This is a genomic window from Phormidium tenue FACHB-1052 (assembly GCF_014696675.1).
In the GTDB taxonomy this organism is placed as follows: Bacteria; Cyanobacteriota; Cyanobacteriia; order Phormidesmidales; family Phormidesmidaceae; genus Nodosilinea; species Nodosilinea tenuis_A.
Window position 1 is genome coordinate 67,837 of the sequence record NZ_JACJQN010000019.1, and the last position, 22,521, is coordinate 90,357.

Below are 22,521 nucleotides of genomic sequence, written 5' to 3' on the forward strand. Positions count from 1 at the left end.
GGGTAGCCGGGGTACTCAAATCCCCTAAGACCATATTGCCAGTTGCAACCCCCAGTCGCTAACCCAGGGGCATTGAATCTAGCTATAGCTGACTGAGAAAACAGAGGGGCGATCGCCTATTCGGTCGGCTCGGCAGGTTCGGCGGGGGTGGTAGCAGCCCGACCATTGTAGGGTTGATCGACAAAGCCGAGTTCAAATAGCTGTTGATAGGCCCGCTGGCCCAGATCGCGAGTGGGCTGCTGGCTGCGCAGAATCTCCATCAGCAGGGGCACTGCCTCACTGGCCTGATTTTGCGAACGATAGACCAGCGCTAGCTGATAGGTAGCCTGATCGCGCAGCTGAGCGGTTTCGAGCGCCTTTTCTCGGTTGCTGCGATTGATCTGGGTGTCAACCCCGACAAACATCTGCGCCAGCTCTTGGTAGTAGGTCGAGATCTGATTGAAACTATCCCTCGCCGCCTCAAGTTTTTCTTCGGCTAGGGGGTAGTTTTGGTCGGCGATCGCGGCGCTGGCCTCGGTCATTAGCTGCTGCCCTGAAGCAATGCTGAGAGAGCTGCTGGCCTGGTTTAGCGGTCGCGCTGGGTCAGAGCCACTAGCCTCCTGGGCCAGGGCCACCCCAGATCCCCCCGCAACCAGGGCGATGGACAGGGCAGCGGCGGCACAACCGCCCCAAGACTGACGCAGAAAACGAGTGAAAACGACCATAGAGTAAAACGTAGTGAGGGACAACGAGCAGGGCGAGGCAACTGAACAGAAAAACACTGAGGTATCTTATCATCTCGGTATGGCGCAGTACCGATCTTTGGCCCAGCCAGGCAACTGTCCTAGGGCTAGGAATAATGCCATAGCCAGGTCACAGACTGCTCTAGCGATCAAAAGTTCCCGTCGGAGCCCATTACTCGATGACCGGATTTTCCTCTGATGCTCGTTTGCCCCATAGTGACCCTGGCAGCAGTGGCCCTCGCAGCGACTTTCGAGGAGAAATCTTGCAGCGCGGCGGCGAAGAGCTACTGCTCGAAAAAGTGCCCACCCGTTTCACCACTCGGCTCACGGCAGCCACGGCCTTAGAATCACTCCAAGAGCGCCTAAACCCTTTGGCGGTGCGCCCGGTGGCCGGAGGGCAGTTAGTGGAGTGGCAGATGGCTGAGAACGGTCTGGAAACAGCCCTAACCACGGCCCGCCAAGACCCGACGGTGCGCTTTGCCAGCCACGTATATCGCCTGGTCGATAGCCCGCAAACCTGGGTCTATCTCACCGACCAGCTCACGGTGCAGTTTGCCCCCGACACGACCAAGGACACCATTGACGCCCTGCTAGCAAGCCTGGGCATTGCCATCGAAAACCCGCTAGAGGGCATGCCCAACACCTTTGTGGTGCGGGTTACCCCAGCGGCGATCGAAAATCCGATCAAAATTGCCAATCGGCTAATGGCCCTGGAGATGGTTTTGGCGGCGGAGCCAAATTTGGCCATCGAAACCGGCAGCCTCTATCGCCCCACGGACGATCGCTATCCCCAGCAGTGGCACCTGTTTCACAACGGTGGCGCTAGCTTAGCCGCCGGGTCGCACATCTCAGCGGAAGCGGCTTGGGATATTACTCGGGGATCCAGGTCGGTAGTGATTGCCGTCAGCGATGACGGGTTTGACCTCAACCACCCCGATCTCCAGGGGGTGGGCAAGCTGGTGGCACCGCTAGATCTGAAAGATAAAGACGCCCTGCCCCTGCCCGCCAAGCAGGGCGAAAACCACGGCACCGCCGTCGCCGGGCTGGCCATTGGCGAAGAAAATACCACGGGCATTGTTGGGGTGGCCCCTGGTTGCGCCTTTTTACCGATTCGCACCACGGGCTTTATCGATGACGGGGCGATCGAGCAGCTGTTTAACGAAGCGGTGCGCCGGGGAGCCGCCGTGATCGTCTGTAGCTGGTCACCGGCGGCGAACTACTTTCCCCTCACCCTGCGGCAGACCAATGCGCTGACTCGGGCTGCCACCACCGGGCGCAATGGCAAGGGTTGCGTGATTGTCTTTTCAGCGGGCAACGCCAACCGCCCCGTCAGTGGCACCATCAACGAAACCCAGTGGCCCAAAAACGCGCTCAGTGGCCCCACCCGGTGGCTAAGCGGGTTTGCCATTCACCCCGATGTGATTGCGGTATCGGCCTCGACCAGTCTGGGCACCAAGGCTGCCTATAGCAACTGGGGCGAACACATCGCTGTGGCGGCCCCTAGCAACAACGCGCCCCCCAATATGGCTCTGCCCCAGGTGGGCAATGTGCCAACTGGGCCACCGCTGACCCAGTACCAGCCGGGGCGGGGGATGGTGACGAGCGATCGCACCCAGGCCGCTGGCTACTCGGGCGACGACTACACCAACGCCTTTGGCGGCACCTCTAGCTCCTGCCCGGTGGTAGCGGGGGTGGCGGGGCTGATGCTCTCGGTTAACCCCGGCCTGACGGCCCGGCAGGTGCGCGAAATTTTGCAGGCCACCGCCGACAAAATTGTCGATCGCACCCCCGACCCCCAGCTCGGCCTTCAACACGGCACCTACAACGCCAGTGGCCACTCCCAGTGGTTTGGCTATGGCAAGGTAAATGCGGCGGCGGCGGTACGCGAGGCCCAGCGTCGGGCCTTTGCGGGGCGACAGCTAGGGCGGGTAGTGCAGCAGCAAAACCAAACCGCTCAAGACATACCTGACAACCAGCCCAATGGAGTGGAGAGTAGTATTGCTGTAGCCACCACCGGCACCGTAACCGACGTGCAGGTTGAGGTCAGCGCTAATCACGAGTTTCTGGGGGATGTCAGTTTCACCCTGATTGCCCCCAACGGCAGCACAGTCCTGCTCCAAGGACGCAGCCTAGGTCGCCAAACCGAGCTGCGGACGACCTATTCCTTGCAAACGACCCCCGTACTGATGCGATTCATCGGCCAGGCCACCCAGGGAACTTGGCGGCTGCGGGCGGTTGATCATGCCCCAGAGGCCACCGGCAGGCTGCTGAGCTGGACGCTAACCCTGGCAGTGAACGGGTAAGGCTTTGGGTAGATGAGATGAGGAGCCAAGTTAGAGGCCACCGCTGCGGGCGCTTACAACCCTCACAACGGGATTCACGTGAGCTTTGCAGAGCGGTCGTCAGTACTTGACTAGCACGTAATCTTGCAAAAACTGGCGTAACCGCTGATCAAACTCATCGCCCGCCCAGTCAGGTAGGTCGTTGTGGTCGGCATCGGGCACCAGCCAGAGAGATTTTGGCCCAGCCGTAGCCTGGTAAAGCGCCTCGCTCATCACAGCCGGAACTGAGGCATCCGCTAAACCATGCAGGTAAAGCGTAGGCACTTTGAGGCGATTGACCTTGGCGATCGACTCAAACCGCTGGGTGAGCAGCTGACGCACCGGAAACCAGCGATTGTACTGCGAGAGGGTCGCCATATCGGCCATGGAGGTGAACGACGCTTCAACTACCAACCCTGCCAGATTGGGCACATGGCTAGCCAGCTCAATGCCGATCGCCCCACCGAGGGAATGACCATAGATCACTAATTGTTGGGGCATAACGCCTTGCTCAACCTGCAAAAACCGCCAGGCCGCCAGAGCATCTGCGTAGAGCCGCTGCTCGGTGGGGAAGGGGCCAGAACTCTGGCCATAGCCACGGTAGTCGATAGTCAGCACCGAGGCCCCTAGCGATCGCAGCTGTAGCGCCTTGCCCAAATTGCTAGACACATTCCCAGCATTGCCGTGGAGATACAAAATGGTCAGGTCATTGCCCGAGTTTGCTGGCAGCCACCAGCCGTGCAGATGCCCAGCCCCATCAATCGGAATCCAAACATCTTCGTAGACTATGCCAAACGCATCCGGAGTCGCGCCCATGGCTGGACAGGGCAAATACATCAGCCGCCGTTGGGCAAACCACAGCCAGCCACACAGTGAAACATAGATGACCCCTGCGATGCCCAAAATACCGAAGAGAAGTTTGATAATGGGCATGGAAAGAATGGAGGAAGTAGGTGAGTAAGCGAATAGGGTTGTTAAAAACCAGTGACGGTTGCCAGAACCTGGCCCCTTGCTTGCTGCCTATTATGGGGCATGTGACCCGCTTCCCCGTACTCCCCTGTGCCGATTTTTCATCCCTAGGGCACCCGATTGTGCCACTCTGTAGCCTGCTCGTAGGCATAGCCCACCTCAAACAGCAGGTCTTCACGCAGGGCATTGCCAATCAGCTGTAGACCGATGGGCAGCCCTTGATTGTCGAAGCCGCAGGGCAGGCTCAGCCCCGGCAGCCCCGCCAGGTTCACCGGAATCGTCATTAGGTCAGACAGATACATGCTGAGGGGGTCGTCTACCTTTTCGCCCGCCTTGAAAGCCGTGGTGGGGGCCGTCGGGCACACCAGCACGTCGACCTGGCCAAAAGCGGCCTCAAAGTCTTGCTTGATTAGGGTGCGCACCTTTTGGGCCTTGAGATAATAGGCGTCGTAGTAGCCCGCCGACAGGGCATAGGTGCCGATCATAATGCGCCGCTTCACCTCAGCCCCAAAGCCCTCGGCGCGGGTTTTGGTGTACATCGACATCAGGCTGTCGTTGTTGTTGCGAACGCCATACTTAACCCCGTCATAGCGGGCTAAGTTCGACGACGCTTCCGACGGCGCGATGATGTAGTAGGTGGGCAGACCGTAGGGAAAGCGAGGGCAAGAGATCTCTTGGATCTCAGCCCCAAGCTCCTTAAGTTGCTGAATGGCCTTCTCGGTAGCCGTTCTAACGGCGGGGTCGATGCCCTCAGCGGCAAAGGTTTCGGTGATAATGCCGACTTTGCGGCCCTTGAGGTCAGTCTTGAGGTACTGCGTGTAATCGGGTACCTTCACATCTAGACTGGTGGAGTCTTTGGGATCGTGACCGGCAATGCCCTGGAGCAGCAGTGCCGCATCTTCTACCGTGCGGGCCAGGGGGCCGATCTGATCGAGGGACGAGGCGTAGGCCACCAGACCAAACCGCGAAACTAGGCCATAGGTGGGTTTCAGCCCCACAACACCACAAAATGAGGCGGGCTGGCGAATGGATCCCCCAGTATCGGAGCCCAGGGCCACGGCGCATTCCCCAGCGGCCACGGCGGCGGCAGAGCCACCCGACGAGCCACCCGGTACCCGAGTCACATCCCAGGGGTTGCCGGTGATCTGGTAGGCCGAGTTTTCGGTAGAGCTGCCCATGGCAAACTCGTCGAGGTTGGTTTTGCCCAGGGCGATCGCCCCTGCGTCCCGCAATTTTCCAGTCACCGTTGACTCGTAGGGCGGCACAAAGTTTTCGAGAATCTTCGACCCGCAAGTGGTGCGTACCCCCTGGGTGCAGAGGTTGTCCTTGAGGGCAATGGGAATGCCGGTCAGCGGGCCAATGTCTTCCCCAGCGGCAATGCGGGCATCGACCTGGGCCGCCTGGGCCAGAGCTTGGTCAGCCGTCACGGTCAGGTAGCTGCGGATGGTGGGTTCCAGGGCTGCAATTTGGTCGAGGTAGCTCTGGGTAATCTCCACCGCAGAGCGTTCTTTACTGACCAACTGTTGATGCAGAGCGCGGATGACAGACATGGGACTCCTTAAAACTGATCCGGGGCGACTAAGGGTAACGGGCACCAAGGTATCAGTATAGGAAGGATGGGGCGCGAAACGTCGTTTTTAGTTGAGTAGGTTGGTGAAGGCCCCAGCGCCTTGAGCTGATCAACTTGACTAAGCTGCCCGTACAAAAATCCCGGAAACCATTCGGCTCCGGGACTTCGATGTAACAGGGAAAGTAAACCCTAGCAGCGTGCTAGTCGCGGTTGATGGCGATCAGCAGACGCAGAATGAAGACAAACAGGTTGATGTAGGTGAGGTACATCGATAGCGCCGCCGATAGATACTGCTCATCTTTGTAGGTGCGGGGCAGAATGAAGAAATCGACTACCGAAGCACCGCAGAACACCAGCACGCCAAAGGCAGAGATGGCGATGTCGAGAAACTGGGGAATGGGGCCGCCAAACATGGCGAAAATAAACTGACCCACCACCGCAATTAGGATGGCAACTACGCCAATGCCGATGGTTTTAGTGAGAGCAAAGCCATCTTCCTCCGAGAGGTTAGAGCCAATCTGGCGAGCCGCAATAAAGACGATGCCGCAGGACAGCGCCGCAAAGCCAATGCCGGTGACGCCAACGCCAGACGTGCCTAGAGCAACGGCTAGCAGACCGCTGAGGGTGTAGCCCGTCAGCAGACTATAGGTGGCGAGCAGGGGTAGGGCAGTGCTGTTGTTGCCCTTGGAGGCGACGTTCATCGCCACAAAGAAAAGCACGATCTGGGCAACAAACGCCACCCAAAAAGTGGGCATAAAGATGGCTGGGTTGCTGGCCATTACGGTCAGGCCGCCAAAGGAACCGAGGGCGGTTAGAATCAGCCCGCCACCTACATAGGGCAGGGCGTTCTTGATAACGTTGGGGCCAACCAGGGTTTGGCCCTTGGCCTTGCTAATCGCTTCACGAAAATTGCTGGTATTACTCAAAGCCCTATCCTCTACGACGAAATAGATTTGGCAAAATAGATTTAGGTGCCCAGGTCAGGGCGATCGCACAAGCTAAATCAACCGCCAACGCTAGCTTAGCCGCTAAACCTGAGTAACTGTTTTTCCTTATATAGATTTTAGTCAACTTTACTGAATTGGGTGGGTGGCCTCAGAGTGTGGATATCTACCCGCCAATTGGCGAAGAGTCACAGGCATCTCTAGGTTGAGAGTAGGGGCAACTACCATCGGGTTGGGGATCGCGAGGCGAAGGAGTGGTGGCATGGTGGTTGAGGCCGATAAGAGTAAGTCTTTTAGAAGATCGGGGTTGAAAACCGTCCCGAGAGCAATCCCAAGGCGCTGGAGTTGGCTCTGGGTTGTAGCGGTGGCGATCGCCCTACCCTGCGCACCGATTGCCCAGGCCCAGGAGGGCACTACTGCCGAGCCCGACCGCATTATTCGCTCAAACCGACGGGTGATTATTCGGCAGTCGCCCAACATTTTTCGCCAGCCGTCAATTATTATTCTGCCCTACCCCCGCCCTGAGCCAGAGAGCGAGCAGGTCAGGATCGAATTTGATGCCCGAGGCGACGACTGGGGTGCAGTTTACTTAAACAACCGCCTGGTATATCGCCCCCACAATTTCGATCGCCAGGAAACTCTCTACTTGCCCCCCGGCGGCTACCGCCTCGAAATTACCGGCGTAGTGCGCTCTGAGGTTTGGGCCAGCGGCTACCTCGACCTGGGCCGCGACAGCTCTCGGCTAGTCGTGATCCGCTTTTCCAAAGCCGAGGGCATTACGGTCTCGGGCAGCCCCTACGTGTGGATTCCGGATTAAGGGTGAAGGGTAGGGGGTGAGGGGTAAAGAAATGGCCTAACCCCCTACTCCCCACTCCCCACCCACTCCCTCACCGCAGGGCCGCAATTTTGATCGCGTCGGGATGGCCGGGGTTACCGTGAATGACCAAGCTGCGCTGGTTGGCATGGAGGTGGCGGGCGATCGCATAGATCGTCTCCACTTGATCAGGCGCTCCCGCTGCGGTAGCCAGTTCACTTAGGGTTAACGGCCCTGAGCTTTGGGCCAGGGCGTTGACCACAGCCTGTTGCAGGTCGAGCACCCCGGAGGCGGCCAGTTTGCCCGCCTCAACCCCCGGCTGGTGGTAGGCGTTGATGTTCACCAGCGACGCGTAGAAGCCCACCGCCCGCTCATACAGCGCAATCATCGCCCCGATGGTGTGGGCATTGACCTCAGGAATGGTCAAGGTAATAGACTGTCGCTGATTTTCGTAGAGGGCTTTGCGGGTGCCCTGCAAAAAGCCAAAGAGAAAATCACCGCTGGTGGCACCGGGCTCCATCTCCACCGAGTCACCGGCCCGGTCTTTTAGCACCTCGATAAAGGTGACGAAGAAGCTGGCTACGCCTTCGCGGAGCTGCTGCACGTAGGCGTGCTGGTCGGTAGAACCCTTATTGCCATAGACAGCAATGCCTTGATAGACCAGGTTGCCGTCTAGGTCTTTTTCCTTGCCCAGCGACTCCATCACTAGCTGCTGTAAATAGCGGCTAAACAGCAGTAGGCTGTCTTTGTAGGGCAGCACCACCATGTCTTTTTCGCCTTTGCCGTTGCCCGCGTAATACCAGGCCAGCGCAATCAGGGCGGCGGGGTTGCGGCGCAGATCGGCCACGCGGGTAGCCGCATCCATCTCGCGCGCGCCGCCGAGAATGGAGCGAATGCTGATGTTTTGCAGAGCGGCGGGTAGCAGCCCCACCGCCGATAGCTCAGAGGTGCGGCCACCCACCCAGTCACGCATGGGGAAAGTGGCTAGCCAGCCTTCGCTGAGGGCCTGGTTTTCGAGCTTGCTGCCCCGTCCGGTAATGGCGACGGCCTGCTTGGGAAAGTTTAGCCCTCGCTGCTCAAATCGGGTGCGTACTTCAACCATGCCGTTGCGGGTTTCGGCGGTGCCCCCCGACTTAGAGGTAACGATCACCAGGGTGGTAGACAATTTGTCTTCCAGCCGGGCAAGAATGCGATCGATGCCTTCGGGATCGGTATTGTCGATAAAGTGAATTGCCAGGGGCGGAAAATCAGGCCCTAGGGCCTGGGCGACAAACTGCGGCCCCAAGGCCGAGCCACCAATGCCAATGGAGAGAACCTCGGTAAAACGCTCTTGATCAGGGGGGTAAATGCCGCCCGTGCGCACCTGACTGGCGAACTGCTCAATGCTGGTCAACGTGTCGAGAATGTCTTGTTTGAGTTCGGGGGTGGGGGCTAGGTCGGCATCGCGCAACCAATAGTGGCCTACCATGCGATCTTCGTCGGGGTTGGCGATCGCCCCAGCTTCCAGCGCGGCCATATCGGCAAAGGCTTTCGCAAAGCGGGGTTGCATATCAGCGACAAAGGCATCATCAAAACCCATGCGGCTGACATCTAGGTAAAAGCCCAGACCTTCGTGGTAGTAGAGCCAGTCTTTATAGCGTTGCCAAAGGGCGGCTGCATCCATCCTGTCACTCCTCGGTCTAAACCGTATTCACTAACGTCCTGAGGTGCAGTTTAGGATAGGACGGCCACCGCTACAAAAAGGGTGGCTAAACATACAGCCTGGTCCCGGCAAGGCACCATGAAGGCGATCGCCCTATCCATCACTCCTAACCGCCGCCTTGGCCGCCCGTAGACGGCTTGAGAGGCTACGAATTACCTCTAGGGCAAACAGCGGCGTCTCTTGTACTAAAAACTTAAAGTGAGCCTCATCCACTAGAGCTAGCCGACAGTCGGTCTTAGCCACTGCCGTAGAGGCCCGCACATGGGGAATTTGCACCAGCGCCCCTTCCCCAAACACGTCGCCAGCAGAAATGGTTTCAAACACGCGGCCACTAACCCACAGATCGACCTCTCCCTGAATGATGCCGTACATACAATTTCCCAAGGCACCCACCTCAAAAATCGTATCCCCAGCCCCAAAGTCTTGATGGCTAGGGGTCGTCATCAACAGCTCAACAACTTGAATCGGTTTCAGCATGGGTTCGCTTCGCTCCCAGGAATTGTCCTCAAATCAGTGCCCCTACTCTCGCTCTGGATGGATTCTACCAGGGCGCAGCAGTTCACCCATGGCTGCCGCAATTCTATAGCCCGGTCATCTTGGAAGGTTAACCGCACTTTAAGTCTCTGTTTTTGCCGTCTCAGCAGTCCGAATATGAATGAAGCGTTTAAAACGCTGATATTGTTTTAGTCGTATACCGTATGGTCTTAATTAGAAATAAGGATTGAGGAGACATGGCTAACAGACAAACTCGAGATCGGGCGGTGAATTCCGCAGGTGGCTTCGCGAGAGACTTTAAAGAATTTCTCATGCGCGGCAATGTCATTGACCTAGCTGTCGCTGTGATCATCGGCGCAGCTTTCAATGGTGTGGTCACCTCGTTTATCGAAGATATCATCACTCCTGTTCTGCTAAATCCGGCGCTACAGGCAGCAGGGGTAGAGGATATTGCCAATCTTTCTGCCAACGGCATCAAGTACGGCCTGTTTCTCTCCGCTGTCATCAACTTTGTGGTGATTTCGTTCGTGATCTTCTTGATGATCCGCGCCTTTGAGAAATTAAAGCGGAAAGATAACGTTGAGGCCGCAGCAGAGCCCACCATCGAAGAAAAGCTCAACGACACCTTGACTCGGCTGGCCAGCTATCTAGAAAGCCGCCCCGAGCGATAGAGCACATCCTCAAAAGCGGGATTTCTCAGGGCAGAGGCAGTATTCAGCCAGAGCCGCTATAGTAAGGGCTAACTACCAGCATCTGCCCCGATTTCTATGCCATCCCAACGCCAAAATCAGCTCATCGAGTTTCTTCAGACCGAACTAGCGGTGTCCTCTGAGGCGATCGCCATGGGATTGCGCAAGGCAGGGCAAGCCACAAACCTATTACCCATGGCACTGTGGCAATACGGGTTGGTCAGCACCGATCAGCTCAGCCAAATCTTTGACTGGCTTGAGGAAGTCGGCCCTGCTGCTCCATAAGCCCTAGGTATTCACCTGAGCTAAGGGGTTAGACCCTAGAATTCATCGTCGCTATAATTCATTGATGACTCGTTATCCCGGCGAGAGCCCAGCAGGTCTAGTCGATCTACTCGCACTACCGGCTTTGAGCGCGCTGCACCGCTAGAGCGATCCTGCCAATGGTCTAGCTTCAGGGCACCGCTGATACCAATCAAACTGCCCTTGCGCACGTAGTTGGCCGCCACCTCGGCATTTTTACCCCACAGTTCGAGGTTAAACCAGTCAGGCTTATCGTCTCGGCTCGACCGTCGCCGCACCGCTAGGGTCAAGTTGCACACCACCGTACCCGACTCAAAATATTTCACCTCTGGGTCAGTGCCCACGCGGCCTACCAGAGTCACCACATTAATCGTCATCGCTGATTGCCCAACACTTGTTTCAGCATTGTAGGCGAAACCTCAAACATCCGTCAGGAACACGGCGGCGATCAATGCCGTCATGGAGCAGGCTATGCATCTTTATATATTGGTAAGGTCGCTCTCAACGTTTAGGACCTGCTCCAGCCAGTTTAACGCCTTTGGAATTGCCCCTTGGCTTTTCCCCCTATCGATAAATATTTGATTACTAGACGCACTGATACGAAACGTAATAGAATCCACTTCGATGTCAACGTCATCCCCTAGGGGCGTGCCTTAGCATTGGTTCACTGTCTTTTCTTGATGTAGGGGCGTTATTGCCTGTGGCTTTCTTCGACAGATTTTCTCGCGATATGGGTATTGACCTCGGTACGGCCAATACTCTGGTGTACGTCTCCGGCAAAGGGGTCGTACTGCAAGAGCCTTCCGTGGTGGCCATCGACCAGATTGAAAAGAAGCCCCTGGCGGTTGGGGAAGCGGCTAAGCGGATGCTGGGTCGTACCCCTGGCAACGTCGTGGCTCTGCGCCCGCTGCGAGACGGTGTCATCGCCGACTTTGACACCGCTGAACTCATGCTTAAACACTTTATTCGTCAGGTGCATGAGGGCCGCACCTTGGTATCGCCCCGTATCGTAATTGGCATTCCCAGTGGTGTGACTGGCGTTGAGCGCCGCGCGGTGATGGATGCCGCCCAGCAGGCTGGTGCTCGTACCGTCTACCTGATCGACGAGCCGGTAGCTGCTGCCATTGGCGCAGGCCTGCCCGTGGCTGAACCCACCGGCAACATGATTGTAGATATCGGTGGCGGCACCACCGAAGTTGCCGTGCTGAGTTTGCAGGGCACCGTGCTGAGCGAGTCGGTGCGCGTAGCCGGAGACGAACTCAGCGAAGCCATCTCCAGCTATATGAAGAAAGTGCATAACCTCGTGGTTGGGGAACGCACCGCCGAAGAAATCAAAATCACCATTGGGTCGGCCTACCCTAACCCCGATGACCACGAGATTGCCATGGATGTGCGAGGTCTGCACCTGCTGTCGGGTCTGCCTCGCACCGTGACGGTCAAGAGTGCCGAAATTCGCGAGAGCATGGCCGAGCCGCTTTCGGTCATCGTTGAAGCTGTCAAGCGCACCCTAGAGCGCACTCCGCCCGAACTTGCGGCTGACATTATCGATCGCGGCATTATGCTGGCTGGCGGCGGAGCCTTGCTTAAGGGGCTAGACACCCTGATCAGCCACGAAACCGGCATACTGGTGCATGTAGCGGCGGATCCTCTTAGCTGTGTGGTGTTAGGTACCGGGCGAGTACTAGAAAACTTTAGCCAAATGGGCCGAGTTTTCAGCGGGCGATCGAGCCTGTAGGGCATCCCCAGAGTCGTCATCTACCCAGAACCTATGTTTGCCCTACGCCGCTGGTGGACACGTCATGCCCTCAAAGCGGGAATGGTTACCCTGGCCATTTCCTCCGCTTGGCTAATGCGAGCCAATGATGGTGCCGTTATCTACGAAACCTATCATTGGTTAACCCGGCCTCTACAGCCGGGCATGAGCCGCGAGCAGCAGTTCGAAAACAGCTACATCCTTGAGCTCCAGCAGCGCATCGTGGAGCTAGAAAACCAGAACCGATCGCTGCAAACCCTCAGCGACTACGAAGCCGCTACGCCCCTAGACGGGGTGCGGGCAACAGTAATCGGACGCGGGGCCGACCACTGGTGGCAGCATATTATTCTCAACCGGGGCAGCCGCGACGATGTGGCAGATGGGCATGTGGTGACTGGCCCTGGCGGGCTGATTGGTCGAGTAGTAGCGGTTTCTCCCAGCACCTCACGGGTGCTGTTAATTAGTGACCCCACCAGCCGAGTGGGCGCTAAGGTCAGCCGCAGCCGGGCCATGGGAGTAGTGAGAGGGCAATCGAACAACCGAGTGGTGATGGAGTTCTTTGAAAAACTCCCCGACGTGAAAGCCGGTGACGTAATTGTTACCTCCTCCTACAGCCGCTTGTTTCCCCAAGACATTCCCATTGGCCGCATCGAATCGATTGATTTAACCAAAAGTCCGGCTCCAGAAGCGGTGATTCAGCTATCGTCGCCCCTATCGATTTTGGAGTGGGCCATTGTTCACCCCTTCGAGCCGCAGGAAACGGTGGATTTGCCCGTGCTGCCGGGGGCATCGCCTGAAAATGGCGTGATCCCTGAAAGCGGCAACGGAGCCCGGCCATGACCTTGGGGATGAGAGCATCGTCATTGCCCCTGTGGCGTCAGCCTTGGGTGATCAATAGCTTAGTTACGGCAGCGTCGGTGTTGGTCTGCCTACTGCTGCTGCCCAGTCGCATACCAGGAATGGAACTGCTGGGGGTTGCCCCTCACTGGTTGCTAATCTGGGTCGTAGCCTGGAGCATTAGGCGCACCCAGTGGGAGGCCGCCATAGCCGGGCTGGTGCTGGGCCTGCTACAGGATGCCATGACCTCTCCCAACCCAACCCATACCCTCAGCTTGATTGTGGTCGGGGTGCTCACGGCACGGCTGCAAAAGCAGCGCTACCTCCAGGAAGACATTGTCTCGGTGGCGCTGATTGTGTTTGCGATGGCGGTGATTGCAGAGACAGTGCTGGCACTGCAAATTAGTTTTGACCAGATTTTGTCGGCCAATTCGCTTTACCCACCCCTGGGCAGAATCTGGATCTATCACCAGCGGGTGGCGTTGAGTTCCGCTATTTTAAGCAGTCTGTGGGCTCCAGCCTTGTATTACCCGCTGAACCGCTGGTGGGATCGCTATGCCACTGAGTCTCAGGGGTAGAAGGGTCGGCGATCGCAACTATCGCAACTTCTGAGCACCCTATCCTGTTCAAATAATCGCCTTTAACAATCTCAGGTCGTCGGCACTTAGGATGGGCAAAATTAGCTGACCCATCGGACTGAGCCCAGACGAGTTTCTACTAGAGCATGGATGAATGCTTAATGGTTGTAGGGGCAGCCCCGCAAAAAATAGGCAAAAAAAAGGAGAGCTCAATCGGCTCTCCCTACCATCAGGGTGCATCTACGTACCATATTAACTCAAAAATTGCATGGGGGGTAAGACCCCTCATTTAATTTTATCAATGATTTTGAGAAACTTCATTGATTAAGCTTTTGACTGAGCAGCTGATTGCTCAGTTTTGGATCTACTCTGCCGCCGCTGCGCTTCATTAGCTGGCCCACAAAGAACCCCTGGAGCTTTTTCTTACCGCCACGGTAGGCCTCTAGCTCTTCGGGATGGGCCGCCAGCACCTCGTCAATCATGGCCTCGATCTGCGCCGGGTCAGAAATTTGACTCAGCCCCCGCGCTTCCACTAGAGCTTTAGGGGAGCCACCCTGGGTGAGCAGCTCAGGTAGCAGATCCTTGCCAATTTTGTTGCTGATCGTCCCCGCCGCGATTAGCTGCACTAGCTCGGCTAGGGCAACAGGGGTCAGGGGCAGTGCATCGATGGAAACTCGCTCCGTGTTGAGGTAGGCGGCGATGTCCTGGGTGATCCAGTTGGCGGTGAGTTTGGGGTCGGCACCAGCCGCCATCGCTGCTTCGAAGTATTCGGTGATGGCGCGCTCGTCGCTCAGCACCCGGGCATCGTAGGGCGAGAGGCCAAACTCGGCTTCATAGCGATCGCGCTTTTGGGCGGGTAGCTCAGGCAGTTCGGCCAGCCAGCCCTCTTTTTGCTCTACCGACACCACAATAGGCGGCAGATCGGGCTCAGGAAAGTAGCGGTAGTCGCTGGAGCCTTCCTTGGAGCGCATGCTCTTGGTGCGCTGGCTGCTTTCATCCCACAGGCGAGTCTCTTGAAGGATTTTCTCGCCGGTCTGATTGGCTTTAATCTGCCGATCGATTTCGTACTCGATCGCCTTTTGAATGGCGCTGAAGGAGTTCATGTTTTTGATCTCCACCTTGGTGCCAAACTCCTCTTGGCCAACTGGGCGCACGGAGATGTTGACATCGCAGCGCAGGGAGCCCTCCTGCATGTTGCCGTCGCTAATGCCCAGGTAGCGCACGATGCGGCGCAGCTCTTGGGCATATTCGGCGGCTTCTTGGCCGGTGCGAATATCGGGTTCGGAGACGATTTCGATCAGGGGGACGCCAGCACGGTTGTAGTCAACCAGGGAGTAGGTGGAGCCAGCCAGGCGATCGCTACCTGCGTGCACCAGCTTGCCCGCATCTTCTTCCATGTGCAGGCGGGTAATGCCGATGCGCTTGCGAGTGGCTTCCTTAGTCTTTTTATCGATCAGCTCAATTTCTAACCAGCCGTGCTCGGCGATGGGCAGGTCGTACTGAGAAATTTGGTAGTTTTTGGGCAGGTCGGGGTAGAAGTACTGCTTGCGATCGAACTTCGAGTAGGGGGCAATCTGGCAATTTAAGGCTAGCCCGGCTTTGACGGCATACTCCAGCACGCGCTGATTGAGCACCGGCAGCACCCCTGGCATACCCACCACAATGGGGTCGATGTAGGTGTTAGGGTCGGCCCCAAAAGCCGTAGAGGCTGGGGAGAAGATTTTGGTTTCGGTGCACAACTGACAGTGGGTTTCGAGACCAATGATGGCTTCGTACTGAGTCTTAGCGGGCTGAGTTTTGGCGGGGGCCGCAGTGGTCATAAACCGCTCCAACGGGGAATTGCATTCTTAGAGTAACTATTGTAGCCCTGACGGGGTAGGTGGAGGGGTGGGGGAGTAGGGGTGAGGGGTGGGAGGGTAAGGGGTACGAGGGTGAGGGGTGGGGAGTGGTTACAGCAGAAAGCCTAGGATCATGCCGATGAGAAGCCCGAAGCCGAGTTGGACATTTTGCCGAAAGATTTGCCCGTAGAGGGTGAGGGGTGGCTTGTAGCGGCTGAGCAGGTAGGACTGGCGCGACCATACCATCAGCGCAGCGGCTAGCCCCAGCCAGTACGGGAACGCGAGGAGCAGCAACAGGCCTAGCCAAATCAAGAGCAGCCATGCACCCAAGAAGCAAAAGCCGATGAATTGGGGGGTGTAGTCGCCAAAGAAAAGGGCAGCGGAGTTAACGCCCAAGCGGCGATCGTCGTCGCGATCGGGGATGGCGTAGACGGTATCAAAGCTCAGAGTCCACAGCACCACGGCCAGCCAGAGAATCCACACGGGTAAGTCTAGGTTATTGGTGACTGCCGCCCAAGGAATCAGCACCGCAAACCCCCAGGCGAGAGACAGCACTAGCTGCGGCACCGGAAACACGCGCTTGGCCAGGGGGTAGAACAGGATAAACGGTACGGCCAGCACACACAGCCAAAAGCTCAGGGCATTGAGGTAAAGCGACAGACCGTAGGCACAGAGCAGGGACACCAGCAGCACCCCGATGCCCACCTGCACGGACAGATCGCGGGCAGCCAGAGGGCGGGTGCGGGTGCGGGCCACGTGGGGGTCAATGTTGCGATCCCACAGGTCGTTGACGACGCAGCCAGCAGCACTGGTGGCCAGGGTGCCCAGAATAATCACGCCAACCAAAGGCAGGGGAGGGCTACCCTCGGCGGCCAGCACCACCGACCACAAGGCTGGAATCATCAAAATTAGTCGCCCGGTGGGCTTATCCCAGCGCAGCAGGCGAATGATGGCATCTGGGGTGGAGGGTTCGGGACGGGTGGAAGGACTCGCCATAGTCGCCAACGATGATTGCATAGGTACATCTTCAGCATAGCGGCGGTTGAGCCTGGCCCAAAGCGTTGGCGGCAGGGCAATAGCTTGGTTAGGGCGATCGCTCTACACCATAAATTTGCATGCCCTGAGCGGCTAGAAAGTCTAGATTGATCGGCTCTGTTGAGGTCGCCCTGTTGTGCAGCAAAGCCGTGAAACCGCCCGCCCCCAGCCCCGACTGGGGCCAAAGGCGATAGCAGGGCAAAGCGGACAGGGGTGAAGCGTAGTCGGCCAACACAGGGACTTCCACGGCCTCAAACTGGGGAAACTTTTTGATCAGCCACTCTACGACCTGCTCGTTTTCGTCGGGGGAGAAGGTGCAGGTCATGTAGGCCAAGTAGCCGCCACCGGTCACCGTTTGGGCGGCACTGGCCAGAATTCGCTTTTGGCGGCTGGCGTTTTTCTTGATGTTGACGGGGTGAAAGCAGCCTAGAGCCTGATCGCCTTTGGCCAAGAGCGACTGACCGCTGCATGGAGCATCGACTATCACTACTGAGGCGGCATGGGGAAGCTGTTCGGCAAAGGTTTGTGGGTCGAGGTTAAACACTAGCGAGTCGGTCAGCCCGCAGCGTTTGAGGTTAGCAATCAAGACTCTGACCCGCTTGCGGACAACTTCGTTGCACCAGAGATGATCTGGCGTTAACGCTTTCCAGGCCAGCAGGCTTTTGCCGCCTGGGGCGGCGCAGAGATCGAGCACTGACTCTGTCGGGGTAGCGATCGCGCTCAACACTGCCGCCGAGAACACCGAGGCCATATCCAAACAGTAGTAGGCTCCATCCTGGTGGAGCCCATGTTGACCGGGGCGCTGATCACCGCTGAGGCGATCGACCCAGGCGGGCTGCCAGGGTAGGGCTGGGGCGATCGCAAAGGGCACTACCTCTAGCCGGGGCTGCATCCACACAATGGCAGTCGGAAACGGCTGAGGGTTGACTAGGGCCTCTACAAAGGCATCGCGATCGCGCGCCTCAGCAAACAGCCGACGACTCAGTTTTAGCAGCAGGTTAGAGGGTTCGCCCATAGGGCAGGATTATGCCACAACCTACGGGTTAACCGTAGAGCTACAAGATTTGGGCCGCAACCATTGACCTTCAAGCTATTACCCTCAAGTTAATCAATAGTTAACCAATTCATATCTAAAGAATGACGGAGGTTGAGACAATAGTATTGAGGCAAACTCAGTAGTCTCAATGGTGACATTAGCTACTGAGTTTTCAAAAGCAGATCAATTGGTCTGCTATCTGCTTAATTAAGCAATAGGGATAATACCCCTTTTTGAGCTGATCCCTAATAAGTTTACGTTCGTTGAAGTTTTAAGCATTGTTCATTCACATAATTGTGACTATCTCCAACGTAAACATAAAGACAATATAAAAGGCATTTAGCAATTTCGTGGGCTACATCCTTGTAAGACCTAAAGGTTTGGGCCTTGAGGTAGATGATCTCCGCTTTTTAAGGAGTGAAAATGTAGAAGAGACATGCAGCTTTTAGGAAGCCACTATGAAGTCAGCGCAGGGCCGGGTGTCATCGTGTAGTCGCTGCCGTTTTTATGCTCCGGAGGGCCGACGGGGAGGACAGTGCAGTCAGCTTGGCGTGCCGGTAGAAAGCCGTTGGAAACCGTGCCCCCTGGCTGTGCCAGTGTTTGCGCCACCGCTGGTGCCAATCAAATCTTTAGATCTCTTACCTCAGCCCTTAGAGTTGGGCTTTCCTACAGTTTTTCGAGAGGCGGCGCGGCTGGAGGCAGCTTTGGAGGCTCCGGCTGTCACTGGGCATTTAGCAGAGGCTATTCAACCGATCCCAGCCCAGGTTTGTCGCTAAAGCAGCCAGGGATTGGCTCTAGAATCTAGAGGTGAGCTGTTTCCGTCCTTTTTATGCACAATCGAGTCCTTTGGGCAACCAGAGCAAATGCGGCAGGCTGGGGGTTAGCAGGGGCTAGTTGTCAACGGGCTGCGATCGCCTAATGTCGCTGCGTTATGCCGTTGTTGGCACTGGGGCCGTGGGCGGTTACTACGGAGCCCGACTCCAACAGGGGGGAGCTGAGGTGCATTTTTTGCTGCACCGCGACTATGACCACGTGCTCAAGTCTGGCCTGGTGGTGCAGTCGATCGCGGGAGATTTTGTCCTGCCCCAGGTGCAGGCCCATTGCACCACCGCTACTATGCCCCCCGTTGATGTGGTGGTGATTGGGCTCAAGACGACGCAAAATGCTTTGTTGCCCAACCTACTGCCGCCTCTTTTGGGGCCAAAGACGGCGATTTTAACCCTGCAAAATGGCTTTGGCATTGAGGCTGAGCTGGCGGCTTGGGTCGGCGATCGCCCTATTTTGGGCGGGCTGTGTGTTATTTGCGCCAACAAAGTCGGCCCTGGAGCCATTCGCCATCTCGACTACGGCAACCTGCTGCTGGGACAGCATCGCCCCGATCACCAGCCTGCTGGCATTTCGCCCTTGCTAGAGCAGATTGTGCAAGACTTTGCGGCGGGGCAAGTCACCGTAGACAAGGTTGAGGATCTGCGTCTGGCCCGGTGGCGCAAACTGCTCTGGAATATTCCCTTTAATGGGCTGTCAGTGGTGATGGCTGCTACGACGGACGAAATGATGGCCGATCCCAACATTCGCCAGCTAGCAGAATGGCTCATGGCAGACGTGTTGGAGGCCGCTCAGCACGATGGAGATACCCTTTCTCCCGGTCAAAACCGGCATTTGCCGCCAGCCTTAGTTGCTCAGATGCTGGCACACACCGAGCAGATGACGCCCTACCGCACCAGCATGAAGATTGATTTTGACGAGGGCCGTCCCCTAGAGGTAGAAGCCATCTATGGCAATGCTCTACGGACTGCCCAGGCGGCGGGGGCAACGGTGCCAAGAATTGAGATGCTGTATCACTGGCTCAAGGCAATCGATCGGCGACGGGGGAAAGGGTAATCGGGTGAGGTCGCAAGAAACGGGTGGTATGGGTTGAGGGCGATCGCTAGATTGGGGATTGTAGTTGAATGGCTGCTCAATCTATGAACCCTGTGGTAGAAACTGCGATCTATGACGATGAAACCTACAGACAGGTGGCTGAGGCGATCGCATTTTTGCGCCAGCACCATCTCGATCAGCCCGACCTGGCCACCGTAGCCCGCCACGTACACCTCAGCGAGTACCACTTTCAGCGCCTGTTTACTCAATGGGCGGGCATTAGCCCTAAGCGGTTTTTGCAAAACCTGACGGTGGACTACGCCAAGGCCAAAATTGCTGAAACCAAAAGCCTGTTGGATTTGACCGGGGATGTGGGCTTGTCAAGCCCAGGCCGTTTGCACCATCTCTTTGTCACGCTGGAGGCCATGTCGCCTGGCGAGTTCAAAGCTGGAGGGGCGGGCTTAAAAATTTGCTATGGCATTCACGCTACGCCGTTTGGGCCTTGCCTACTGGCTAAGACAGCGCGAGGCATCTGCAACCTGCACTTTTTAGATGCGGCCCACCGTGAGACGGCAGAGCATCTGCTGCGAATAGAGTGGCCCAAGGCGACTCTGATAGTCGATCAGCCAGGGACAGCGGACGCGTGCAATCGCATCTTCACCCCAGATCCCGATCGCCCCTTGGCGCTGGCCGTTAAAGGCACCAACTTTCAGATTCAGGTGTGGCGGGCACTGTTGCAGATTCCTTCAGGTGGGCTGACAACGTATCAGGGCTTGGCAGAGGCGATCGGTCGTCCTACAGCGGCGCGAGCGGTGGGCAATGCGATCGGGCGCAACCCGGTCGGGTATCTAATCCCCTGCCATCGGGTGATTCGAGCTTCAGGTGAGTGGGGCGGCTACCGCTGGGGGTCGGCGCGCAAGACGCTGCTGCTAGGTTGGGAAGCTGGTCAAACCCAGGCCCTTACCCAAGAGGCGTGAAAGCCCGTCACTCGATCGATGGTGGTGGACAGCTTAATTTTGCTGGGCACCGCGATCGCCAACGCCCTGTTTAACCCCAATAAAAAAACAGCCCAGACTCCTCCGAGAGACGTCTAGGCTGAAGGCTCTAGGCTAAACTTTTTTGCGCGGTGGCCTACTCGGCGGTTTCTCCCGATTGGCCTGCGTCGGGGACGGTGGCTACGGGTTCGACGATGCCTGCGGCCTCGGCTTCGGCAGCTTTTTTGCGGTCTTCGCGCTTTTTGCGATCGGCGGCCAGCATGTCTTTCATCACTTCCTGGGCTTGGGCAAACTTCTCCATGTTGCTGCGGTAGAGTTCGACGTCTTTTAGCAGCTTGTCACTGGAGATATTGAGCTTGCCCGCCAGGTCTTTGAATAGGGTCTCGACGGTTGCTTTATCTTTGAGGTCTTCGGCAGGGGTGACGGCTTCTACCAGGGTGTAGAGGCCGATGCCAAAGGGGCGGCTGTACTTAAATTTTTCTCGGTTGGCGACCGAGGCTAGGGTGCCGCGTAGGCCGTCGCCGCCGTCACTGAGGTGCTCAAACTGCCCCTTCAAGTCGTCCAAGGACATGCCGTTGACGGAAGCTCTTACGGCTTCAGCATCGCCGCGATAGTGCTCGGGGGTGCTGTTGATCGAGCGGCATAGGGCATTGAAAATGGTGACTTTGTCGCTCTCGGGCTCGTAGCCCACCATGAAGCGATCGAAGGTGGTGACGATGCCCAGGGCGTAGATGGGGTCGTAGGCAAAGTCGACGTTGACAGAGAGCAGGTGCATCTCTACCATCAGCTCGTCTACCACGCGCCGGTAGATGGAGTTGATGGGGCGAGTGTGGTGGGTGTAAAAGTCGCGCTTGGCGTCAGATACCGTGCGTACGGGTGCGTTGTTCACAGCCTAGGGTTCAAAATATTACAGTTCTTATATTGTATTGTCTCGCGGGACTGTGCCTTTGCCAACCTACCCAGCCAAAGCTGGGGATCAACGGCCTTTGAGCTTTTTGCGAACTTTGGCGGCAGTGCGCTGGAGCCAAAGGCTGGCCAGGCGGGGTTTGGTAAGGTCGGGAATGTCTCCGGGGTGCTTGGCTCGATAGTCAAAGAACTGGTTAATTTCAGCCAGAATGACTTCTAGCCGGGGCAGCAGAGCCGGAGCGCGGTAGGGTTCTAGATCCGCTGGGGACATGGCTAGGGGAGTGGGCCTTTGCAGGGCGGTGAGGATGCGATCGCAGTCGTACCCCGTCGAGTACACCCCAATCTTGTAGCAGTTAAACCCTGGATCCAGATAATCTGCTAGCGCCCCGTTGACGCTGGTAAACACCTGACAACCACAGGCCATCGCCTCCATGGGTGGCAGGCCAAACCCCTCACTCACCCGGCTCAGCGCCCAATATTCTGCCGAGTCGTAGAGAAATATTTTGCTGCGGTTAAACAGAATCGACAGGTCATCGACAAACCCGGTCAGCGTCACCACGTTGCAGCGAGACTCTAAGGTTGGCACTAGCTGATTTAGCAGATAATCCGACGACTTGCGCACCTGCACCAGCACATCAATATCCCTAGGCTGCTGCTGATTGGTGAACTCGGGTGAAATGTGGTTGGGCAGATAGAAAACCAGCCCATTGGGCCGCTTTTGCCCCCAATAGCCCATGGAATTGCGGCTGACGGTAATGATGGGAATATCGCCCGGCAGACTAAACCCGTAGCCGCTACTGTGGGCGTGGTAGACCACTGGGTAACCCCGCAGCCGTTTTACCAACCGAGGAATATGAAAGCCCCAGCTAATCACAAAAACGCTGTTGTCGAGATTGGGCTGCTGGAGCAGGTCATCTAAAAACAGGGTATCGGCCTCGCGCTGATCGTAGGTGACCACCTCGGCAGAGCAAACCTGCTGGGCCAGCTTGAGGGTCTTGAGTTCGGCAAACAGCCCGCCGCAGTGAAAGCGCTTGCCCGTACCCGGCACAAGAAAATAGAGGTGGCGCATGGGGTTTAGCGATAGGGTGACTCATCCCATAAGCATCATGCTGTCTGGGGGATATTTTGTCCAAGGTCGTACAATAATTCTGAAA

At 57.1% G+C, this 22,521-nt stretch carries 22 protein-coding genes; 10 read left to right on the top strand and 12 right to left on the bottom strand.

Annotated features, from left to right (window positions below):
- Positions 1–116: 116 nt before the first annotated feature.
- Positions 117–704, bottom strand: coding sequence for a hypothetical protein (locus H6G07_RS21875; RefSeq protein ID WP_073610312.1), 588 nt, complete (start codon positions 702–704; stop codon positions 117–119).
- Positions 705–901: 197 nt separating this feature from the next.
- Between H6G07_RS21875 and H6G07_RS26760 the strand changes: the two genes are divergently transcribed.
- Positions 902–3,025 (top strand): S8 family serine peptidase, encoded by a 2,124-nt coding sequence (locus tag H6G07_RS26760; protein ID WP_073610313.1) that lies wholly within the window; start codon positions 902–904, stop codon positions 3,023–3,025.
- Positions 3,026–3,124: 99 nt separating this feature from the next.
- Here H6G07_RS26760 and H6G07_RS21885 read toward each other — a convergent pair whose 3' ends face one another.
- The 3 genes from H6G07_RS21885 to H6G07_RS21895 all read right to left on the bottom strand — a co-directional run bounded on the left by H6G07_RS21885 (position 3,125) and on the right by H6G07_RS21895 (position 6,508).
- Positions 3,125–3,976, bottom strand: a complete 852-nt coding sequence (locus tag H6G07_RS21885; protein ID WP_073610314.1) for an alpha/beta hydrolase — start codon at positions 3,974–3,976, stop codon at positions 3,125–3,127.
- A gap of 143 nt (positions 3,977–4,119) precedes the next feature.
- The gene (gene gatA / locus H6G07_RS21890) at positions 4,120–5,562 is read right to left on the bottom strand and encodes an Asp-tRNA(Asn)/Glu-tRNA(Gln) amidotransferase subunit GatA (RefSeq protein ID WP_073610315.1); all 1,443 of its coding nucleotides are present in this window, start codon (positions 5,560–5,562) and stop codon (positions 4,120–4,122) included.
- A 220-nt stretch (positions 5,563–5,782) separates the two neighbouring features.
- On the bottom strand, positions 5,783–6,508 hold the full coding sequence (locus tag H6G07_RS21895; protein WP_073610316.1) for a Bax inhibitor-1/YccA family protein: 726 nt from the start codon (positions 6,506–6,508) through the stop codon (positions 5,783–5,785).
- A 325-nt stretch (positions 6,509–6,833) separates the two neighbouring features.
- Here H6G07_RS21895 and H6G07_RS21900 point away from each other — a divergent pair, with 325 nt between their 5' ends.
- Positions 6,834–7,343: a hypothetical protein gene (locus H6G07_RS21900; protein WP_139297145.1), complete on the top strand. Its 510-nt coding sequence runs from the start codon at positions 6,834–6,836 to the stop codon at positions 7,341–7,343.
- Positions 7,344–7,413: 70 nt separating this feature from the next.
- On the opposite strand, the gene H6G07_RS21905 is transcribed toward H6G07_RS21900, so the two are convergent.
- Positions 7,414–9,003: a glucose-6-phosphate isomerase gene (locus tag H6G07_RS21905; protein ID WP_073610318.1), complete on the bottom strand. Its 1,590-nt coding sequence runs from the start codon at positions 9,001–9,003 to the stop codon at positions 7,414–7,416.
- A gap of 132 nt (positions 9,004–9,135) precedes the next feature.
- Positions 9,136–9,519 carry a cyclic nucleotide-binding domain-containing protein gene (locus H6G07_RS21910; RefSeq protein WP_073610319.1) on the bottom strand — a complete coding sequence of 128 codons (384 nt, stop codon included), beginning with the start codon at positions 9,517–9,519 and terminating at the stop codon, positions 9,136–9,138.
- A 254-nt stretch (positions 9,520–9,773) separates the two neighbouring features.
- On the opposite strand from H6G07_RS21910, the gene mscL reads away from it, so the two are divergent.
- Both mscL and H6G07_RS21920 read left to right on the top strand, forming a co-directional pair.
- Entirely contained in the window at positions 9,774–10,208 is a 435-nt protein-coding gene (gene mscL, locus H6G07_RS21915) for a large conductance mechanosensitive channel protein MscL (RefSeq protein WP_073610320.1), read from the top strand.
- Between the two features lie 96 nt (positions 10,209–10,304).
- Entirely contained in the window at positions 10,305–10,511 is a 207-nt protein-coding gene (locus H6G07_RS21920) for a DUF2949 domain-containing protein (RefSeq protein ID WP_073610321.1), read from the top strand.
- A 35-nt stretch (positions 10,512–10,546) separates the two neighbouring features.
- Here the strand turns inward: H6G07_RS21920 and H6G07_RS21925 are convergent, their stop codons facing one another.
- Positions 10,547–10,906, bottom strand: a complete 360-nt coding sequence (locus H6G07_RS21925; protein WP_073610322.1) for a single-stranded DNA-binding protein — start codon at positions 10,904–10,906, stop codon at positions 10,547–10,549.
- A gap of 323 nt (positions 10,907–11,229) precedes the next feature.
- On the opposite strand from H6G07_RS21925, the gene H6G07_RS21930 reads away from it, so the two are divergent.
- From H6G07_RS21930 to mreD, 3 genes are read left to right on the top strand one after another with little or no spacing between them, the layout of a single operon-like run.
- The gene (locus H6G07_RS21930) at positions 11,230–12,264 is read left to right on the top strand and encodes a rod shape-determining protein (protein WP_073610323.1); all 1,035 of its coding nucleotides are present in this window, start codon (positions 11,230–11,232) and stop codon (positions 12,262–12,264) included.
- 33 nt (positions 12,265–12,297) lie between these two features.
- Positions 12,298–13,122 carry a rod shape-determining protein MreC gene (mreC, locus tag H6G07_RS21935; protein ID WP_073610324.1) on the top strand — a complete coding sequence of 275 codons (825 nt, stop codon included), beginning with the start codon at positions 12,298–12,300 and terminating at the stop codon, positions 13,120–13,122.
- The gene (mreD, locus tag H6G07_RS21940; RefSeq protein ID WP_073610325.1) at positions 13,119–13,697 is read left to right on the top strand and encodes a rod shape-determining protein MreD; all 579 of its coding nucleotides are present in this window, start codon (positions 13,119–13,121) and stop codon (positions 13,695–13,697) included. Before mreC ends, mreD begins: the two co-directional genes overlap by 4 nt.
- 317 nt (positions 13,698–14,014) lie before the next feature.
- Here the strand turns inward: mreD and gatB are convergent, their stop codons facing one another.
- The 3 genes from gatB to H6G07_RS21955 all read right to left on the bottom strand — a co-directional run bounded on the left by gatB (position 14,015) and on the right by H6G07_RS21955 (position 17,585).
- Positions 14,015–15,517, bottom strand: coding sequence for an Asp-tRNA(Asn)/Glu-tRNA(Gln) amidotransferase subunit GatB (gene gatB, locus H6G07_RS21945; RefSeq protein WP_073610326.1), 1,503 nt, complete (start codon positions 15,515–15,517; stop codon positions 14,015–14,017).
- Between the two features lie 129 nt (positions 15,518–15,646).
- Complete coding sequence (locus H6G07_RS21950; RefSeq protein ID WP_073610327.1) at positions 15,647–16,531, bottom strand: 4-hydroxybenzoate solanesyltransferase; 885 nt, start codon at positions 16,529–16,531, stop codon at positions 15,647–15,649.
- Positions 16,532–16,619: 88 nt separating this feature from the next.
- Entirely contained in the window at positions 16,620–17,585 is a 966-nt protein-coding gene (locus tag H6G07_RS21955; protein WP_073610328.1) for an RsmB/NOP family class I SAM-dependent RNA methyltransferase, read from the bottom strand.
- 479 nt (positions 17,586–18,064) lie between these two features.
- Here H6G07_RS21955 and H6G07_RS21960 point away from each other — a divergent pair, with 479 nt between their 5' ends.
- From H6G07_RS21960 to H6G07_RS21970, 3 genes are all read left to right on the top strand, one after another.
- Complete coding sequence (locus H6G07_RS21960; RefSeq protein WP_073610329.1) at positions 18,065–18,382, top strand: hypothetical protein; 318 nt, start codon at positions 18,065–18,067, stop codon at positions 18,380–18,382.
- Positions 18,383–18,524: 142 nt separating this feature from the next.
- On the top strand, positions 18,525–19,487 hold the full coding sequence (locus H6G07_RS21965) for a putative 2-dehydropantoate 2-reductase (RefSeq protein ID WP_073610330.1): 963 nt from the start codon (positions 18,525–18,527) through the stop codon (positions 19,485–19,487).
- A gap of 68 nt (positions 19,488–19,555) precedes the next feature.
- Positions 19,556–20,443 (top strand): methylated-DNA--[protein]-cysteine S-methyltransferase, encoded by an 888-nt coding sequence (locus H6G07_RS21970; RefSeq protein WP_084173466.1) that lies wholly within the window; start codon positions 19,556–19,558, stop codon positions 20,441–20,443.
- Positions 20,444–20,597: 154 nt separating this feature from the next.
- Here the strand turns inward: H6G07_RS21970 and psb29 are convergent, their stop codons facing one another.
- Together psb29 and H6G07_RS21980 are read right to left on the bottom strand one after the other, a co-directional pair.
- Complete coding sequence (gene psb29, locus H6G07_RS21975) at positions 20,598–21,350, bottom strand: photosystem II biogenesis protein Psp29 (RefSeq protein WP_073610332.1); 753 nt, start codon at positions 21,348–21,350, stop codon at positions 20,598–20,600.
- Positions 21,351–21,437: 87 nt separating this feature from the next.
- A complete protein-coding gene (locus H6G07_RS21980; protein WP_073610333.1) occupies positions 21,438–22,436 on the bottom strand; it encodes a glycosyltransferase in 999 nt (332 codons plus the stop codon).
- Positions 22,437–22,521 lie beyond the last annotated feature (85 nt).

Bases quoted from the DNA above. Each gene is read 5' to 3' on its own strand.
- H6G07_RS21875 (WP_073610312.1), bottom strand. From the start codon at position 704: ATGGTCGTTTTCACTCGTTTTCTGCGTCAGTCTTGGGGCGGTTGTGCC.
- H6G07_RS26760 (WP_073610313.1), top strand. From the start codon at position 902: ATGACCGGATTTTCCTCTGATGCTCGTTTGCCCCATAGTGACCCTGGC.
- H6G07_RS21885 (WP_073610314.1), bottom strand. From the start codon at position 3,976: ATGCCCATTATCAAACTTCTCTTCGGTATTTTGGGCATCGCAGGGGTC.
- gatA (WP_073610315.1), bottom strand. From the start codon at position 5,562: ATGTCTGTCATCCGCGCTCTGCATCAACAGTTGGTCAGTAAAGAACGC.
- H6G07_RS21905 (WP_073610318.1), bottom strand. From the start codon at position 9,003: ATGGATGCAGCCGCCCTTTGGCAACGCTATAAAGACTGGCTCTACTAC.
- H6G07_RS21910 (WP_073610319.1), bottom strand. From the start codon at position 9,519: ATGCTGAAACCGATTCAAGTTGTTGAGCTGTTGATGACGACCCCTAGC.
- mscL (WP_073610320.1), top strand. From the start codon at position 9,774: ATGGCTAACAGACAAACTCGAGATCGGGCGGTGAATTCCGCAGGTGGC.
- H6G07_RS21920 (WP_073610321.1), top strand. From the start codon at position 10,305: ATGCCATCCCAACGCCAAAATCAGCTCATCGAGTTTCTTCAGACCGAA.
- H6G07_RS21925 (WP_073610322.1), bottom strand. From the start codon at position 10,906: ATGACGATTAATGTGGTGACTCTGGTAGGCCGCGTGGGCACTGACCCA.
- mreC (WP_073610324.1), top strand. From the start codon at position 12,298: ATGTTTGCCCTACGCCGCTGGTGGACACGTCATGCCCTCAAAGCGGGA.
- mreD (WP_073610325.1), top strand. From the start codon at position 13,119: ATGACCTTGGGGATGAGAGCATCGTCATTGCCCCTGTGGCGTCAGCCT.
- gatB (WP_073610326.1), bottom strand. From the start codon at position 15,517: ATGACCACTGCGGCCCCCGCCAAAACTCAGCCCGCTAAGACTCAGTAC.
- H6G07_RS21950 (WP_073610327.1), bottom strand. From the start codon at position 16,531: ATGGCGAGTCCTTCCACCCGTCCCGAACCCTCCACCCCAGATGCCATC.
- H6G07_RS21955 (WP_073610328.1), bottom strand. From the start codon at position 17,585: ATGGGCGAACCCTCTAACCTGCTGCTAAAACTGAGTCGTCGGCTGTTT.
- H6G07_RS21960 (WP_073610329.1), top strand. From the start codon at position 18,065: ATGAAGTCAGCGCAGGGCCGGGTGTCATCGTGTAGTCGCTGCCGTTTT.
- H6G07_RS21965 (WP_073610330.1), top strand. From the start codon at position 18,525: ATGTCGCTGCGTTATGCCGTTGTTGGCACTGGGGCCGTGGGCGGTTAC.
- H6G07_RS21970 (WP_084173466.1), top strand. From the start codon at position 19,556: ATGGCTGCTCAATCTATGAACCCTGTGGTAGAAACTGCGATCTATGAC.
- H6G07_RS21980 (WP_073610333.1), bottom strand. From the start codon at position 22,436: ATGCGCCACCTCTATTTTCTTGTGCCGGGTACGGGCAAGCGCTTTCAC.